Annotated in this window: 15 protein-coding genes; 2 read left to right on the top strand and 13 right to left on the bottom strand. The window is 33.9% G+C overall.

The features are described 5' to 3' along the window. Positions 1–34 precede the first annotated feature (34 nt). From TD18_RS05575 to TD18_RS05555, 5 genes are all read right to left on the bottom strand, one after another. Positions 35–859 (bottom strand): ABC transporter permease, encoded by an 825-nt coding sequence (locus TD18_RS05575; RefSeq protein WP_040249619.1) that lies wholly within the window; start codon positions 857–859, stop codon positions 35–37. Between the two features lie 68 nt (positions 860–927). Further along, a complete protein-coding gene (locus TD18_RS05570) occupies positions 928–1824 on the bottom strand; it encodes an ABC transporter ATP-binding protein (RefSeq protein ID WP_040249615.1) in 897 nt (298 codons plus the stop codon). Positions 1825–1939: 115 nt separating this feature from the next. After that, positions 1940–2458 (bottom strand): IS1096 element passenger TnpR family protein, encoded by a 519-nt coding sequence (locus TD18_RS05565; protein WP_040249611.1) that lies wholly within the window; start codon positions 2456–2458, stop codon positions 1940–1942. Between the two features lie 14 nt (positions 2459–2472). Next, entirely contained in the window at positions 2473–3489 is a 1017-nt protein-coding gene (locus tag TD18_RS05560; RefSeq protein WP_040249811.1) for a COX15/CtaA family protein, read from the bottom strand. A gap of 97 nt (positions 3490–3586) precedes the next feature. Beyond that, positions 3587–4150 carry a hypothetical protein gene (locus TD18_RS05555; protein ID WP_040249608.1) on the bottom strand — a complete coding sequence of 188 codons (564 nt, stop codon included), beginning with the start codon at positions 4148–4150 and terminating at the stop codon, positions 3587–3589. 39 nt (positions 4151–4189) lie between these two features. Between TD18_RS05555 and TD18_RS05550 the strand changes: the two genes are divergently transcribed. Together TD18_RS05550 and TD18_RS05545 are read left to right on the top strand one after the other, a co-directional pair. Then, the gene (locus tag TD18_RS05550) at positions 4190–4663 is read left to right on the top strand and encodes a heme-binding domain-containing protein (protein WP_040249605.1); all 474 of its coding nucleotides are present in this window, start codon (positions 4190–4192) and stop codon (positions 4661–4663) included. 14 nt (positions 4664–4677) lie between these two features. Continuing rightward, a complete protein-coding gene (locus tag TD18_RS05545; RefSeq protein ID WP_040249602.1) occupies positions 4678–5916 on the top strand; it encodes a glycosyltransferase in 1239 nt (412 codons plus the stop codon). Positions 5917–5950: 34 nt separating this feature from the next. Here TD18_RS05545 and TD18_RS05540 read toward each other — a convergent pair whose 3' ends face one another. The 8 genes from TD18_RS05540 to TD18_RS05505 all read right to left on the bottom strand — a co-directional run bounded on the left by TD18_RS05540 (position 5951) and on the right by TD18_RS05505 (position 12609). Then, complete coding sequence (locus tag TD18_RS05540; protein ID WP_040249599.1) at positions 5951–6661, bottom strand: flavodoxin family protein; 711 nt, start codon at positions 6659–6661, stop codon at positions 5951–5953. 82 nt (positions 6662–6743) lie between these two features. Further along, positions 6744–7418 carry an aspartate/glutamate racemase family protein gene (locus TD18_RS05535; protein WP_040249596.1) on the bottom strand — a complete coding sequence of 225 codons (675 nt, stop codon included), beginning with the start codon at positions 7416–7418 and terminating at the stop codon, positions 6744–6746. A gap of 1 nt (position 7419) precedes the next feature. Further along, entirely contained in the window at positions 7420–8367 is a 948-nt protein-coding gene (locus tag TD18_RS05530; protein WP_040249808.1) for an L-histidine N(alpha)-methyltransferase, read from the bottom strand. Between the two features lie 34 nt (positions 8368–8401). Next, positions 8402–9550, bottom strand: coding sequence for an ergothioneine biosynthesis protein EgtB (gene egtB, locus TD18_RS05525; RefSeq protein ID WP_040249594.1), 1149 nt, complete (start codon positions 9548–9550; stop codon positions 8402–8404). 86 nt (positions 9551–9636) lie between these two features. Then, a complete protein-coding gene (locus tag TD18_RS05520) occupies positions 9637–10359 on the bottom strand; it encodes a hypothetical protein (protein WP_040249590.1) in 723 nt (240 codons plus the stop codon). Next, positions 10349–11257: an ATP-grasp domain-containing protein gene (locus tag TD18_RS05515; protein WP_040249588.1), complete on the bottom strand. Its 909-nt coding sequence runs from the start codon at positions 11255–11257 to the stop codon at positions 10349–10351. Before TD18_RS05515 ends, TD18_RS05520 begins: the two co-directional genes overlap by 11 nt. A 56-nt stretch (positions 11258–11313) precedes the next feature. Beyond that, positions 11314–11871 carry a GNAT family N-acetyltransferase gene (locus TD18_RS05510; RefSeq protein WP_040249585.1) on the bottom strand — a complete coding sequence of 186 codons (558 nt, stop codon included), beginning with the start codon at positions 11869–11871 and terminating at the stop codon, positions 11314–11316. Between the two features lie 12 nt (positions 11872–11883). Then, the gene (locus tag TD18_RS05505) at positions 11884–12609 is read right to left on the bottom strand and encodes an acetolactate decarboxylase (RefSeq protein ID WP_040249582.1); all 726 of its coding nucleotides are present in this window, start codon (positions 12607–12609) and stop codon (positions 11884–11886) included. Positions 12610–12635 lie beyond the last annotated feature (26 nt).

Here is a 12635-nt window from a genome sequence, read left to right as displayed (position 1 = left end):
TGAATACATAAAACATACTCGATTGCTAAAGATATTACAAATCTCTCTTCTTTAATAATCTATAGGATAAAAAGATAAAAAGTGCAGTCCAACCCAAAACTATGGCAATTTCATACCAATGTACGGCAAAGTCATACATAAATTCTTGTCCGTTAGGTGCTTTTGAAATAGCAATCCTTTGAAACGGCTGATCTATAAGTTTGTACATGGATTTCAACGGGAAAAAATTCTGAATTTTCTCTGCAATATCTATGTTTGTCTGCCAAGTAAGCAAACCAAAAATAATCCACTCTAAGATGTAAAGTACAAATAAAAATGCCAGTGCAAATGCTGAACGTTTGACCAACATGCCAAGAAATAAACACAAACTAAAAAAGCCTACAAGTTTAACGAAATATGCCAATAAGAACTCTGTTTCCCTAAAGATTAAGCTTGGTTCATTGATGCTTGAATAATACAAACCAATACACAGGCAAATGATAAATATCAAAAATGTAGCTATAGCAGAAAAGAAAACGATAGTATAAAATTTAGAAAGAATGAATTCTTTTTTACTAAGACCGTCAATAAGATTTTGTTTAATGGTCTTGTTGCTATATTCATTACCAATCATACTAACGACCACGATAGCAAAGAAAAATTTAAACTGTGATGCAAAAAAGGTTGTGATATGCCATACAATTGGAAAGTTAAAGAGGCCGTAATGTCCTAATTCAAGCGTAAAAAATCCAAAAAAATCAATACGTAATGATGATAATATGATGACAAAAAATGGCAGTACAAATGATATAAAAATCAAAACCTTACTCGCTCTGTTGAGTAAAAGTTTCTGTAGTTCTAATTGTAAAAGTCTTAGCATGGTGGCTTGGTTTTATACTGATTACATTCAGTAAATAATGATTGATTGATTAATTAATTGATGATTAGTTATTTATGGTCTGTTAGCTGTAAAAATTGTTCTTCCAAACTTTCTTTACGTTTTACCAGATGTGATAATACAATGCCTTTTTCAAACATCAATTTGTTAAAAGATGGAGCATCCATAGGCTGGTTTAAAAAAGCAGTGATGAGCTGCCCTTCAACTTTAACGTTTCCGAAAGAAGTATCCTGTTCTAGAATCTGTATCAATTCTTCGTGTTTTTCAGCCTTCAATTCAAAAAAGCCATGACTGGAAATCATTTCATCAACACGACCAGAATATAATTTTTCTCCTTTTCGTAACACCACGACATGCGAACATACTTTTTCGACTTCATCTAATAGGTGAGAGGCTAACAGGATGGTGGTACCTTGACTTGCAATTTGTTTTATGATAGCTCTAATCTGATGAATTCCTTGAGGATCGAGACCATTTGTAGGCTCATCAAGAATTAGAATTTCAGGATCGTTCAACAATGCTGAAGCAATTGCCAGACGTTGCTTCATACCTAAAGAATAGGTTTTGAACTTATGATCTTTTCTATCTAATAATCCAACAATCTCTAATTTTTCAGCAATTTTACTCTGATTGACATCTTTAATTCTGCAAACCAGTTTTAAATTTTGTTCTGCTGTCATGTAAGGATAAAAGTTTGGTCGCTCAATAATCGCACCTACTTTTTTTAAGGCATCATGAGTACTCGTATTGCCATCAAACCAATGAAAATCACCTTGTGTTTTGTTAACGACATTTAAGACGATACCTAGTGTTGTAGATTTTCCACTTCCGTTAGGTCCTAAAATACCATAGACATTGCCTTTGTTAATAGTGAATGATAAATCTTTGACTGCAGTGAGGTAGCCAAATTTTTTGGTAAGATTATTAATGGTTAGTATAGATTCCAAATTTGATTGATTTTTAACTGAAAAGCATTCAGTAAAGGTTGATTATAAAAGTAAGACGACACTGTGAAAGTTTTGTTACAATGTCGTCTTAATTATTATCGTATCACCAGAATTTCTAATTCCAGTTTTCGTCAAAATCTAAATTGTCGTAATCGCCAATATCTAAATCGTCATCAAATTCGTCATTATAATCATCAAAATCTTCAGCTTCGAAGTTCTTTTCTGGAGCAGAATCTGGAATTTGACCATGAACAAACATCAGGTTAGGGTAATCTGCACCTTCAGCTTCTTCAACAATTTCTGCAAGTTCAACCAAGAAAGTCCACATGCTCAGGAAATCGTAAACGTAAATCAATTTGGTTTGTGCTTCATGAACCACATCGTTTAAAGCGGTTTCACTCATTAGCCGAACAGACGAGTTGCCTTCGCTCACATCAAACATTGAAATTTCTTCACCTTGATCCCATTCATCATTACTGATATAAAATGACGCCATTTCTAAGCCATCAAAGCCAAAAGACTGCGTGATAGCATTATGTAAGTCTTCGAGAGAGTCTGTTTCTTGAATTTCTATATCTCGAAACACATCTTCTTCGGTATCATTATCTAGTATAATTCTAAATCTGTATATCATATTGCAAAAGTAAATTATTTACTGAAACGATGCAAAGTAAATGTCATTGCAGTTAGTAACAAAAACGCACCAACTTGATGAACCACGCCAAGCCAAACTGGTACAGCGTATATAATTGTAAGTACACCTAATAAAAACTGAATACCTACCATAATTAATAACGCATTGATGCCATGAAATTGGTTTGTGGTCAATATCAATCGTTTTGCTCTATACCATATCAATAGAATAATGGCAACCACAATATAAGCTAAAGTTCGATGTACAAATTGAACACCACTTTTGCCTTCTATAAAATTTTTATACAAGGGGTTTTGTTCTATATAGACTGTTTCATGCATAAATTTTCCTTCACTCATCATTGGCCAGTGATTATGTATAAATCCAGCATCTAATCCAGCAACGAAAGCACCATATATAATTTGAAGAATTAAAATCGCTAAACCAAATCTTATGATATTTCGTACACTTTTATCGATGTCTTTATTATTAGGGAATATCAAATCTAAAGCCACCCAAAACGTATAAGCAAAAGTTATGAAGGCTGTAGTTAAATGCATTGCCAGTCGGTAGTGACTCACATCTGGATTGTCAACCAATCCACTTTTGACCATATACCATCCGAGGAATCCTTGAAAACTCCCAAGACACAGCAGAACAATAGATTTTTTAATGGTAGATTTTGAGAGTTGTTTTGTTACCAAAAAATATATAAACGGAAGTAGAAATACTACACCAATAAATCTTCCAATCACGCGATGAATCCATTCCCAAAAGTAAATATCTTTAAAATCTTCAAGGTCAAAATGGGTGTTGAGCTTTTGGTATTCTGGATATTGCTTATACAAGTCGAAGGCCTCTTGCCATTCCACCTCATTCATAGGAGGAATGGTTCCTGATATTAACTTATAATTTGAAATTGATAAACCAGAATGTGTTAATCTGGTGATGCCACCTACAATGACCATAATAAATATCAAGATACATCCAGTTAGTAGCCAATAAATCACTCGTTTGTTATCCTTTTTCATTTCTTTTTCTTTTTCTTTTTCTTTTTGCTTTGTCATTCTGAAGAATTGAAGAGTCTTATGTGGTTTTAAGCTATCCTTCACATCATTCTGAATTGTATTATATTTTTATTTTCTTCAAGATATGTCTCGCTCTAGCCTTAAAGCCTGAACTTTGTATCTGGTAATCTCTTTCTAATATTAATTTCAGTTCAGGATGAATCCAGTCAATCTCATTGCCCAATAAAAACAAAGTATTCATTGCATAAGCTTTGGGCGCAATTTTTTCGTCATTTATCATCCAGTCAAAACAGGCTTCAACGATTTTTTCTTTATGTCTTGCGTTTAAAGCCGTTTGAATTGCATTTTCAGATTTTGAATAATATGCTGTGATGAGGTATTCGCATATTTTAGCAACAGGTCTTACAGCCGAATCTAAATGCACTTTATGCATGTTTTCAGTAAACTCGTCTAGATATGGGATTATAGCTTCTAGTTTTTCACCACACATAAACTCAAAAACCCAAGCAGCACGACAAGATATTTTATCATTAACGTTAAATAAGACTGCTAATAATTCTGAAATAAGCTCAGGTTGCGAGATTACTAAATTGGCATAGTAAAGGCGTTTTTCTCGCGAATGGTTGACGTAATTTAATTCCTTGTAAAGTTGCGATGGTGTCAATCCTTTTTTTTAATTTTAAGCACTACAAAAATAACGAAAATGAAACTCATAAAAAAGATACTTTTAGCATTACTTATTGTGTTTATTATTGCACAATTTTTCGGACCAGATAAGAACGAAGGTGATTACGCTTCTATTGAAGCTTTTATAGCAGAAACAAAACCGTCACCAGAAGTCAAAGGCATTTTACAAGAATCCTGTTTCGATTGCCATAGCGATGTAACACGCTATCCTTGGTACAATAATATCACACCTGTGAACTATTGGTTAGCAGATCATATTGATCATGGCAAAGGACATTTTGATGTGTCTAAATGGAGCGCGTATAGTGTTAAAAAGAAAGATCATAAACTTGATGAATTGATCGAAATGGTTGAAGAAAAAGAAATGCCTTTAAATTCATATACTTGGACACATTCTGAAGCGAAACTAACTGATGCTCAAATTAAGGCAGTGGTAGATTGGGCAAAAGATGTACGAGCAACGTACGCTGATGAACTTTCAAACCAATAATATCAGATAATTCTGTGCAACAAACGCTTCTCATTCTTGGGTTTGTCTGGCCAGAACCTTTTAGTTCTGCAGCTGGAAGCAGAATGATGCAACTCATTTCCATTTTCAAATCTGAAAATTTCAGCATCACATTTGCCAGTGCTTGTGCAAAAACAGATAATGCATCCGATTTAAAAGCTTTAGGCATCGAGCAAGTTGCTATAGAATTGAATGCTTCTAGTTTTGATGATTTCATTGTGAAACTTCAACCTGATGTCGTTCTTTTTGATCGATTTATGACCGAAGAACAATATGGTTGGCGAGTTGCTGACCAGTGCCCAAATGCCTTACGAATTCTTGATACGGAAGACTTACATGGTTTGAGAAAAGGTCGTCAGCAAGCATTTAAAGATGAACAACCATTTGACTATTCATATTTGAATAATGATACAGCTAAACGTGAAATAGCAAGTATTTACAGATGTGATTTAAGTTTGATTATTTCTGAAGCTGAACAGGAAATTCTTACACAGTTTTTTAAAGTAGATGATTCACTTTTATATTATTTGCCTTTTTTGTTAGAACCTCTTTCAGAAGAGTCAATTAATAACCTAGCTCAATTTAATGAACGACAACATTTTGTAACCATCGGGAACTTTTTACATCCTCCAAATTATCAATCGGTTTTATATCTAAAAAAATCGATTTGGCCATTATTACAACATCAACTGCCAGAAGCAGAATTGCATATTTATGGTGCCTATGCATCAGAAAAAGTGTATCAGTTGCATAGCGATAAGGATAAATTTCTAATAAAAGGTTATGCTGAAAAGGTTACAGAAGTAATGCAACGTGCCAAAGTATGTTTAGCACCTTTACAATTTGGAGCAGGATTAAAAGGAAAATTGATTGATGCTATGAATAATGGAACTCCTTGTGTGATGAGTTCTATTGCTGCTGAAGGTATGTTTGGAACATCGGAAGCTAACGGATTTATTACAGATAATCTATCCGACATTGTGGATTCGGCAATTGCTTTATATACCAACGAAACCCTCTGGGACGATGCTCACAAAAAAGGGTTTAATATTATAAACACTCGGTTTCAGCTTAAAGATTTTCAAAGTGATTTTATTCAAATGCTGAATGATCTTCAGTCTATTCTCAACAAACACCGACAAGGGAATTTTATCGGACAAATGCTTCAGCACCATAGCTTGCAAAGTACGAAATTTATGAGCAAATGGATTGAAGAGAAACATCGCAAATCCTAAGAATACAAAGCCGCTCATAAATCGAAATCCAGATTTAACGATACTCTGGGTTTTCAAAGTTCCAGCGGTTTCCTTCATCCCAACGTTCTCTCGAATTACCGTAGGCAGAATAGCCATTATTTTCTTTAAGCATATAAGCTAAATGCATTAAGTTGTAAGTCATGAACGTCGTATTTCTGTTGGTAAAACTATTAGTTTTTGCGTTAGATTCGTCATCTAAATAGCTTGGCCCAGGACCAACTTCACCGATCCATCCACAATCGGCTTGAGGCGGAATTGAATATCCAATATGTTGTAAGGCATACAAAATTCCCATAGCACAATGTTTTACACCATCTTCATTGCCGGTTATCACACAGCCTCCAACTTTTCCATAAAATAAATACTGACCCTTATCGTTGGTTTTTCCACTCATACTGTATAAACGTTCAATTAATTTTTGAGCAACTGATGATTTTTCACCTAGCCATATTGGCGTTCCGATGATTAAAATATCAGCATCAAAAATGGTCTTAAAAAGCTTTGGCCATTCATCAGTGTTTGCACCATGTTCTGTCATATCTGGATATATACCATAGGCAACATCATGATCTACAAACCGGATGTGTTTAATAGCGACACCTTCCTTTTCCATAATATTTTTAGAGACTTGCATCAAGCCGTCAGTATGACTTTGTGTTGGCGATTTTTTTAAGGTGCAATTAACGAATACGGCTTTGAGTTTGGAAAAGTCTGGTGTTCTCATGTGGTCTGTTTTTAATTATAAGATAATCATAATACTAAAACAAAACCAGGAAACCAATAACTATAACATAGCCTTAAGACTTTTAAGGGTCTTGCGTTAAAACTTTTTCAATCTGAAGCAAAGCCATATCTATAACTTTAGAATTTTTGAGTTGTACATGATGTAATGAAAGCTCTGTACAAGCTGTAATGACGTGAGAAGCACTAGTATATTTCTGAATTAGTTGTTTATAACTTCTGTAATCAGATTCGGTATCATTACTGGCATAGGTTTTTGTTCTAAAATGGTCTATTAGTAATTGGTCTTCTTCAGAAGGTTTTATAATAGAAAGCCCTTTGGCTTTGAACATCTTTGGAATATAATTTGACGACATCGTATAGCGCGATCCAAAAAGTACAATCTTGTCAATGTCATGCGATAAACAATAGGTTATTGCGATTTGGACAGGATGCGCAAAATGTAAGTGATGATCAATTTGATCAAGGGTTTCATGTAAAGTAATATTCGGTATGAGATACTGTTTGGCATTAAATATTGAAATAGTATCTAAAATGCCGGTTAGTTCAGGTATTAATTTATCAAATTGATTTGGTAAAAACCGATTGATGGCATCAAAATCGATTTGATACATCAAAAACGGAAACGTATGATACTCGCCCAATTTCTCATAGTATTTTTTATGTAAAGTAGTAAGATAATATTTTGTACTTCGCTCACCTAGTCCTAAAATGCATGTATGAAATGGCAGATTTTTCATTTTAAACCTTCTCCAAAATGTAATCAGCAAAGTACTGCTTGCTGTCGGTAAGTTTTGAAATGATTTTCAAATGACTATCTTTTAAAATCGTATTTAAAATAGTGTCGTTATATTTTCTGGAGATTTCAGTATGAATCTTTTCACCTTTTTTAAAATCAAATACTTTCTGTAAAGCTCCAATAGTCACTTTCTGGTCGATTTTACTCACAAGGAAACTTTTAGCAATGCCTTCCTCTTCGGTATACTCTGGTACATGATCAAATTCATCAAGATTAAAATTAGCTCGAAGTTCTCTGTTAATACGTTCTAAGACGTTTAAATTGAAGCGCTTTGTAATGCCTTGTTTGTCATTATAGGCAGGTAGAACAATATCAGCAGATTTAATTAGATCGACACCTAAAAGTACTTTATCATTAGTATTAAGCGATTCACTTAGAGACGTAATGAAACGTTGGGCATTTTCATCTAAAAGATTACCAATATTAGAACCTAGAAACAAGACTACTTTTAGGGCTTTTGTGTCTTTAAAAGAAGATAAAACTTTAAAATATTCACCTTGACGTTTAGTAACGTTCACGTGAGGTAATTCTTTTCGTAAGCTGGTTTCCAGTTGATGTAATGCATTTTGAGAAATATCAATAGGAACATATTCAAAATGATAACCGTCATCATTGAGCTTTTTTAAAAGCTGCTTGGTTTTAGTACCATCACCTGCGCCAAGTTCTACCAATTCAAAAAAAGTTTTCTTTTCCAATCCTAGGTTATCGATGAGGTCTTGTGTTTGATTTTTGAAAATATCCATTTCTGCATTGAAGAGATAATATTCTGGCATTTTCATAATCTCAACAAAAATGGCATCTCCTTTTGTATCGTAAAAGTATTTTGAAGCCAGAGTTTTTTTGGATTTACTTAAACCTTCGTCAACATCATTTTTAAAATTATCTATCATGTATTTGGTATTAATTACTAGAGAAATTAACCATTTACTTAGCAAGTCTAATTCCTGAAAATTGCCATTGGGTTTCAGGAGCGAAAAAATTTCGATATGTAGCTCTGCTGTGGTGATTGGCGGTGGCACTTGAGGCGCCTCGAAGCACCATCAAATTAATCATAAATTTCCCGTTATATTCTCCAACAGCACCTTTGGCTGTCTCAAATTTCGGATAAGGCAAATAGGCAGAATTAGTCCATTCCCAACGCTGTCCCCATTTCAAATCCTTCGATGCAACTTCCCATTCAAATTCGGTTGGTAATCGCATGCCTTTCCAGAAGGCGTAAGCTGAGGCTTCATAAAATGAAATATGACTTAAGATTTCATTTGGATGAATTTCATCTAATCCTGAGAGTGTGTAATGAAACCAACGCTCATCTTTTTCAATCCAGTAGAGTGGATGCTTAATCTGGTTTTGGTTAACCCAACTCCAGCCATCATCTAACCAGTATTTTGGATTTGTATAGCCATCTGCTTTAATAAATTCTAGGTAATCACCATTAGTTACAAGCGATTTCGAAATCTCAAAAGGTTCTAAAAATACGCGGTGCTTACCGAGCTCGTTATCAAAACAAAAATCATTTCCGTCATAACCAATGCTATAAATACCTTCATGTATGCTTAGCCAACCGGATGCATCATTTGCTTGACTTATAAAATTTCCCTTTGCATATTTTGGATATAAGGGATTACAAGAAAACGTATATTTTAAATCGGTTAGTAATAATTCTTGATGCTGTTGTTCATGATTGATGCCCAAAATAGTGAGTGCATCTATAGTTTTAGAAGTCGAGGTTTCTAAAAGTTGAGCCATAGCATTATCTACATGAGCTCTGTATTTATAGATGGTTTCAACATCTGGACGCGTTATTAATCCTCTGTTCTGACGTTCAATACGTTGTCCTAAACTATTGTAATAGCTGTTGAATAAATAGCCATAAGACTCATCAAATTCAATATAGTTTTCAATGAATGGTTTCAAAAGCATTTCTTCAAAAAACCAAGATGTATGCGCCAAATGCCATTTGGGTAGACTTGCGAACTCGGCAGATTGAGGTGTGTAATCTTCACTTTGAAGGGGTTTACACAATTGTTCTGTGCGAGATCTTGTAGTTTTAAAACGGAGTAACGTAGTGTTCATGTAACTTTTGAGTGTGCCACAATTGTGGTAATAGTCAAAGATAAGTAAGATTACTTACATGTGTAAGTGAACAAATGTTAGGATTATTATAAATTTTTAGTATAGATATCCTCAATCTCTAGGCCAAGAAACAGTAATTTATGAAAAGTGGGTAACTGGACTTCTGTAGATGTCGTTTTCCAATCTGTCCACGAAGCTTCTAAACCGTCAATAGGTAAAATGTCAACCCACATTTGAAAACTTTTAGGTTTTCCGCTGTCATCAAAATGCCATAAATAAGAATCTCCAGGCGTTGATCCTCCAGAGGTGTAAGTAACTAATAAAGCGTCTTTATTTGCTTCCGTTTTAACAAGACGTCGTTCTACACCTTCATCAAAAACTTTGAAAGGTGCAACTAACCAAAACGTGTCATTATTAAAGTACTTTTGTGCTATTTGTGTGAGTTCTTGTGTGTCTTTTGGGTCTTCAACTTTTAAATTATAGGCATATACGACACTATTAGACGGAGTTAATAAATCTAGATTGACCTTATAGTTTTTCCATAGTACAAAACAGGTGTTTTCAGATTTTTTCCATTTATAATGGTGGCGTTTCTTAAACGTAAATTCAATATAATCGGTTGCTTTGTAGGCATCGTAATTGAGTGCATTTAGCATTGTTTTCGCCAAAGTATCTGCCGCTTCTCCTGATGTTCCTTGAGGTAATTCTTCATTATATTTCAGATACATAAAACCGAAGAAAAGTAAGGTTGGCAAAGTAAAAAAAACAATAAGTCCGCCAATAATTTTTAATATGCGTTTAATTTTCATGTGCTAATTTATATTTAATAGCTTGAGCTAAAATTTTAGCCGCATCAGGATTACTTCTAAACCATAATTCGGGTTCTATGAGTTCTAATTCGGAAAGAGCAATACATCCTTGATTATCTTCAAAAATATCAACTCTGGCATATATAGGTAACTCGTTACACGCTTTAACTGAAGCTTCGGCAAAGGCAATTTCTTCATCACTAGGTGAATAATCTTGAATACTTCCACCAAAATCGTCCTGAACTCTAAAATCACCAGCTTTTGCTTTTTTGAGAATAGCATGCGAAAAATGTCCGTTAAATACCATCATTGAAATTTCACCTTTGGTTACAATATGGTATTGAAAGGGTTGTAATATCATGGCTTCATTCGCAATCAATTCTTGAAAAACGGTCTCATGTTCGTGTAAATTATCAGGATTTAATCTATAGGTATGTCTTGCTGCTCCTGAAACACAAGGTTTTAAAACGGTTTCTTTCCAGTTTAAAATGTCGTGAAGCTGTTCTAAAGTTACCTTAGCACCTTTTTCGATAAAATGACTTTCAGCTATATGAACCCCTTTTTTTTGTAGGTCTAACAAATAATGTTTATCGATATTCCAGCGAATGATTGTTTCAGAATTTAACAACGTAGTTTGCTTAGAAACGGTTTTAAGCCATTCTGAAAATTCATCAAAACGATCAAAATAATCCCAAGTGGTTCGAAACAACACTGATTTTGTTGTAGACCAATCAAAAAACATATCGTCCCAAGCAAGACGTAGGGTTTTGAGTCCGAGTCCTTCTAAGGCATGATAAACCAAACGATCTTCAAAATACACGTTATGCTTATAAGCATCGGTTTTCGAATCGTTTAAATAGCGTTGATCAGTAAGAATGACACAATCGTATATGAACATGGTGTTTTGATTATAAAACGAAATTATGAAAAGATACTGAATTGCGTAAACAAAAATTACTTAAGTTCCTGCCAGTTGGTTTTTGTAATTTGGTAACAGATACATTTTTCATAATTGGGATATGCTTTTAATTTGGGATGGTTAAAACTTCCAATTTTTTCCATGCCAATTTTTTTCATGATGTTTTCAGATTTGATGTTTTTTTCTGTGAAAACAGAGATAATTGTGGTTAGTTGTAATTCTTTAAAGGCATATTCCAAGCATTTTTTTGCACCTTCAGTTGCATAGCCTTTTCCCCAAGCCCTTGATTTTAGTCGCCAGCCAATATCTGTTGCTGGCGTGAATTCTGATTGATAGTCTTGATACACTAAACCAATAAAACCAATGAGTTCACCAGTTTCTAATAATTCTGTAGCAAAGTAAGTATAACCTTTTTCGTTATAGTGTTTTTTAAGACGATCAATGAGAGCTAAGGTTTCATTTTTGGTCAGTGGCTTTGGAAAATATTCCATAACCTCTTCATCTGCATTTATTTTGGCAAATTCATCTAAATCTTTAGCTTTCCAATTGCGAAAGCCAAGTCTTTCAGATTTAAATATGTAATTGGTTTTCAATAGTTTAAAAGATTATTTAATTGGTAAATATAACTTCATGTCCTCAATTATCATGTCATCCAAATGGCCCATTTTATCTGCATTTTTAGTTATTAAATGCATATGAAGAAACGAATCATGATGTGTAAAAACTCCTTTATGTTCAGTTGAGAAAAACCCGATAATGTCTACCACTTCGTTTTTTAGATTATAGTTTACTTGTCCTTGATGTGCTTCATCAGGTGAAGAGACTTGTGTTCCTTCAGGAAGATTTTGAATGTGAATGTTTGCTTTAGAAACAGTGCCTGTAAGTTTAAATGCAAACGGACGTTTATACTGTTTTGTTTTCTCATCAATATAGCTTTCTAAATCTTTTATGCTTTTAATGTCTGGATTTAATTTTAGATGTACCCATTCGTAAACATTAGCATATACAAAGAATGGCGCAGAAGCATGAAATGTTTGTTCAACGTGCATTGTCGAATCTGAAGTGACTTTTGATACATAACTTTTTCCATCATTTATAAGTAATTCGCCTTTAAGAAAACTTTCAGGCCCAAGTCCGTAAAGTCCGTTTTTGTTTGAAAGGGTATCCAGTTGAATACTGCTTCCTAATTCGCCTTTCCACATGACATGTTTCATAGCTCCAACGATGTTGACATCAGAATAATCGCCTTCGGAAGTCTGCTCTTTTTTCGTAGAATTACAATTAAACAGACAAATTGTAATGAATAATAGTATTATTGTATTTCGTCCCATTAGTTCGTTAGTAGTTTAAAAATTAA

The organism is Psychroserpens mesophilus (assembly GCF_000826645.1).
Taxonomy (GTDB): Bacteria; Bacteroidota; Bacteroidia; order Flavobacteriales; family Flavobacteriaceae; genus Psychroserpens; species Psychroserpens mesophilus.
This window is presented reverse-complemented; position numbering and strand designations above follow the sequence as displayed.